We start from the raw sequence: 4740 nt of genomic DNA on the forward strand, positions 1-4740 counted from the left end.
CATCAAAAGGGTGTTGTGCCTTATACAGTAACACTTCCAACTGATGTTCTAACTGATTAACTGTCTCATAGTCACCTTCAGAACAGGCTACATAAATTTGTTGTTCTAGTGCTTCAATGCTGTCGCGTATGGTCATTTGGCACCTCTTATCTCACCCATTAAAGGTGACTTTTATCTGTTTTCAAATCTATTGTAGTCAAGTAAACCAGATTCGACAGGTTGATTTTTTCGATACCATGCATGAACTTTATCGCTGAACGGCCAAAACTTCGAAGAACTGCGGCGAATGGCGAACCTATCGAGCAACTTAACGTAGTCCTGCTCATTTTGCATTTTACTCAATAGCATCACCAATTCTGCGATCTCGTGTTCATGCAGTGACAAATAAGCAGAAGGGTAACTGCCAATGACACCTCTCACTAGAGTCAAATCATCATTCGCTGGGTCACGGTTGCTTTGTTCATCAAATAGACTTGAAATATTGAGATGGGCGTTATTGTGTAACAAAGTAAACAGTTGATCCTCTCCATTTTCAGCCGTGATCATCAACATCATAATTTGTGGCACAGCCAACAACCCTTCACCTTTGATCTTATTAATGCTATTTAACATCTGTTCACTACGCTTTGAAAAACCAGTGTCAATTATCGAATAACGATTTGATAACACAGGTTGAAGCTCAGACTTCAAAAGATCAAACAACTCAGATTTTGGATCTTGCGTGTGGTAAACAATACTGGTCGGTTGATCAAAAGGGGCAACGTTACGTTGCAAAAAGTCACTGAGTTGAGTGCTTTGATTTTGATACCAACTTGACTGCTCTTGGTGCCTTATCTCTCTAGGCAGCAGAGAGACAAAATTACTTTCACCTTCAAGACGCAGAAAATCCATAAACATGCGAGTAATGAGCTGGTGGCCGAAATTGCCGTAAACATCAAAACCCGCCACCAGTAAATAATGGATTCTTTCTAGTAGGGCATAGTCTAAAACCCATGCTGTTTTGGGTTTTTCTCCCTCCAAACCTTGCACTACCGATGCACTATCGAAATGCCTAAAAATAGTCAGTGCCGCATTCGGGTTATAGCCATCACCCATCCACAGTACATCCGTGGTTAAGTTCTCGCCATTTTTGAACCACTGATTAGTAAATTCAGACTTTGCTTTCAAATAACGTGCTTGTTGATGCGCATAACGGACCCAATGAGTAATAGGCAACGTGTTACTTTCCAACTCGCTTGGCAGTTTTAGATTCGCGGCTTGCGAGCGATAAAATTGATTCACTTCGGGTAAATCAGCTTTCTCTGGGTCTAAAAAGAACACCCAAAAATGGTCGTTAATAACATTCAGGGCTAGCTGACCACGACACACTGGCCCTTTGATAAAAGCCATGATGGTGTTTTGAGCATTGTCTAACATAAATCGAAAGCGTGCTTTAACCGGAAGGGCATCAAATGCCGTCATCGGATTGGCGGCAACTTCAATATCATAGCTAGGCAAAACCGAGACTTGATAATTAGGCCGAATGAACCATGCCTGCCAATCATCTAGACGTTTTTTATTCAACGCATAGGGTAAATGAGTTTTATCCACGATACTGCCTTGCTCAGGGATCAAACGGTAGTAGACGCGTTCTACACCAGGATTATCGTAAGGACGCCTTGTCGCAATTCGGTTAACAGGCTCGCCCGGGGGCGTTGTCGAACGTATCAAAGTGAAAAATCTAGGCTGACCAGCAAGTTCAGAAAAATAAAGGTGAGAAAGAAAAAGATGCTCGTAGATATAACGAGCCATTAACTGATTCTTTGCTGTACCTTTATTTAAAAAGTTTTCGTATTGCGCAACCGATTTCTCCTGATCAGAAGTGAGCGGAATATGGCCATTCATGATTGCGCCATCTCTTAGCCACGTGAGTAGCGTATTGTATTCAAGAGGGCTAAGATTTGGCATGCCATAAGGCATTCCCCACGTTGGGTGATCTTGTTTGTACTGTCCGTACTCTTCAATTGTTGGACAAACTTGTTCGCGATCTATCGAAAAATCAAAACCTTTTAGCTGATCTTGTTCTGGTAACGGATGTTCCTCTTTTTGCATTAATAATTTCGCGACTAATCCTGCTTCTAGATTCGCGGTAGGCGCTTGAGATCTCTCGTTCAGCACAGGATGAAAACCAAAATCTCGCCACTGCTCTGTGTATTGTGCATCTTCAAACAAACGGGTAGGAGCCGACGCCGTCAGGCGCGTACCATGATAAACCAACGCTTTACTGGCTCCACGATCAATCCCTTCAACTGAAGACATTTTTAGCTGGCAGGGCGCATCATAACAGGCGTGACAGACCACGCAGCGCTGATCGATGATGGGTTTAACATCATTTAAAAAGAAAGAGGCTTCTTTTGAATCTACTGGCGATTGTCTTGACTGAACGCTTGCTTCACCAAACAGTTGGTCATAGTTCAAGCCCGCATACATTGCACATCCTGAAAAAAACACGATGCTAAGAATAATAAGTCGATGAAAAGACATAACATGAGAAATTTAGGAATATTTGTCCCAATTAAAGCAAAGATTAACAAAATGCACCACAAAACGATGAAAATAGCGCATTAGGGATGATAAATCGCCCGAGTGGAATAAAACGCCACAACTGAACGCACAATGCTCAATTTAGGGTTATAAGACGAGTATACGGTAGACTCGCATTGGCTATACGCATTTAATAAACCCATTGAACCCGCTATAGTTAAACGAAGAAAATTTTGAGGAGTCAAAGGATGAAACTCTCGATATCAGGGAAGTTGCAATTAAGTTTTTTATTGCTGGTGGTGCTTCTTATCATTTCGACCTTTTTTACCTATCGCAGTATTACGCAAGTCGAAACTCACACCAATTCATTGCTGCAAACGGATCTGCCAACCGTGAATACTAGCCGAAATATTCAGCAGTCGATGCAAGAGGTTATTTCAACGTTACGCGCCTATTTATTGGTGGGTTCTCAAAGTGCAGTGGGTGCAGCGCAACTGACAAAACTTGAAACTATTATTGGACAGATGGACAAAACGGTACCGGTGTTAGAAACGCTGATTCTCAGTGATCAATACACCGCGATCATAAGCGAATGGGCAGTAATCAAAGCGCATATCCAAGGCATCGTATTACTGAGCCAAAGTGAGGATAATTTACCTGCCCACACATTATTCATTAACGAGGCCGCCCCCATAGCAGAAGTTGCACTTGACCAGTTACAAGGGCTGATTAACGACGAGTCGACTAACAAAGAAGGAGGGGAGCGGAAACGTCTCTTTAAATTGTATGCTGACAGCTATAATTCGTTAGCTAATGCACTGGCATCGTTGCGAGATTTCTTACTGTATGCGAAGCCTGAACATCTCGAAAAATATCAAGACCTAATTAACTCTCACAACCAATCTGTTGCTGAAATTGTGGAAAAGTCCTCTTTACTATCGGATGATGAACAGAGTCTGTGGTCATTATTTAATGAGATGCAGCAGCTTTATTTCCCACTCGCACAGCAGGTGATTGCAATACGCCAATCTGAGCAATGGAACGGCGTCAATCAAAAAATGGCCACACAACTTATGCCTGCCGTAGATAAAATGACTAACCGTCTTGAAGATGTTATCGCCACTCAACAATCAAAAGCAGAGCAAAGTGGCGAAAGGATGAGTCGTAGCATTAGTAATGTGATTAACGTGTTATTTATCATGATTGCCGTGACTGTTTCAGTTGCTGTTTTGCTTTCCAATTACTTAGGTAAGAATATCGGCCGCAGAGTGAGTCGAATTGGAAAGAGAGCCGAAATTATTGCGGCAGGAGATGTCTCTCAACCAGCACTTTTGTGTGAAGGTAGCGACGAGCTATCTCAGCTTACCGCCGCGATAAACAATATGAACAACTCACTGCGAACGATCGTTCAGGGAGTCAGTACCAAAGCGCAACAGGTCAGTCAAAACATGGATGAGCTTCTGAACTATAACTCAAACACTCGGCAGCAAGTACAGCAGCAGCGAGCAAGTATTGAGCAGGTTACAGTACGTTTGAGCGATGTGGCGCAGTATTCTATGGCGACCGCAGAAAAAGCTGAACAATCTACGCAATCTCTTTTGTTATCACAAAATGAGCTCAAAGAGGGAGCCTCGGCGCTAGAACAAAATAGAAAAAGTATTGATAAGCTTGATCAAACCATACAAAAGGCAACGCAATTGGTGCTCGATCTTAGTCGAGAAAGCGAATCGATTGGGCGTGTGACCGAAGTAATAGAGGGATTAGCGGAACAAACTAACCTTCTGGCCTTAAATGCGGCGATTGAGGCCGCAAGAGCCGGAGAATATGGACGAGGCTTTGCTGTGGTAGCGGATGAAGTTAGGCTGCTGGCGACTCGAACCACTCAATCAACCACAGAAATTAACACTATTATAAACGCCATACAGTCAGCGACTGCGGCTGTGGTCAATGAAATTAACATGAGTCAGAACCTTGCCAATGAAGGTGCGGCGCAGACCATCCACGCCTTCAACAAAATGATGGACGTACAAGGAAAAATAACGGCGTTAGATAAGGAAATGCACCAGTTATCCTCGGCGGCCGATCTGCAACAACAATCAACACACCAAATGACTCAATTCATGCAAGAGGTTGTCAATTCGGTGGAAAGTGTGGCAAGTATTAGCCAAATCTCAAACCAAACGTCAGCGCAAGTAAAAGATAATGTCACTGTACTCA

The 4740-nt window shown here is 43.0% G+C and carries 2 protein-coding genes; one reads left to right on the top strand and one right to left on the bottom strand.

Going from position 1 to position 4740, the window contains the following annotated elements; translation table 11 throughout:
* Window positions 1-171: 171 nt before the first annotated feature.
* Window positions 172-2523, bottom strand: a complete 2352-nt coding sequence (locus tag B9J84_RS07555) for a fatty acid cis/trans isomerase (protein WP_094123866.1) — start codon at window positions 2521-2523, stop codon at window positions 172-174.
* Between the two features lie 248 nt (window positions 2524-2771).
* Between B9J84_RS07555 and B9J84_RS07560 the strand changes: the two genes are divergently transcribed.
* Window positions 2772-4740: methyl-accepting chemotaxis protein (locus B9J84_RS07560; RefSeq protein ID WP_404206554.1), on the top strand; the 1969-nt coding region annotated here is incomplete at its 3' end.

The sequence above is a fragment of the Vibrio sp. V03_P4A6T147 genome (assembly GCF_002241085.1).
Lineage (GTDB): Bacteria > Pseudomonadota > Gammaproteobacteria > Enterobacterales > Vibrionaceae > Vibrio > Vibrio anguillarum.

Coding starts and splice junctions, on each gene's coding strand:
- B9J84_RS07555 (WP_094123866.1), bottom strand. CDS start 2,523: ATGTCTTTTCATCGACTTATTATTCTTAGCATCGTGTTTTTTTCAGGA.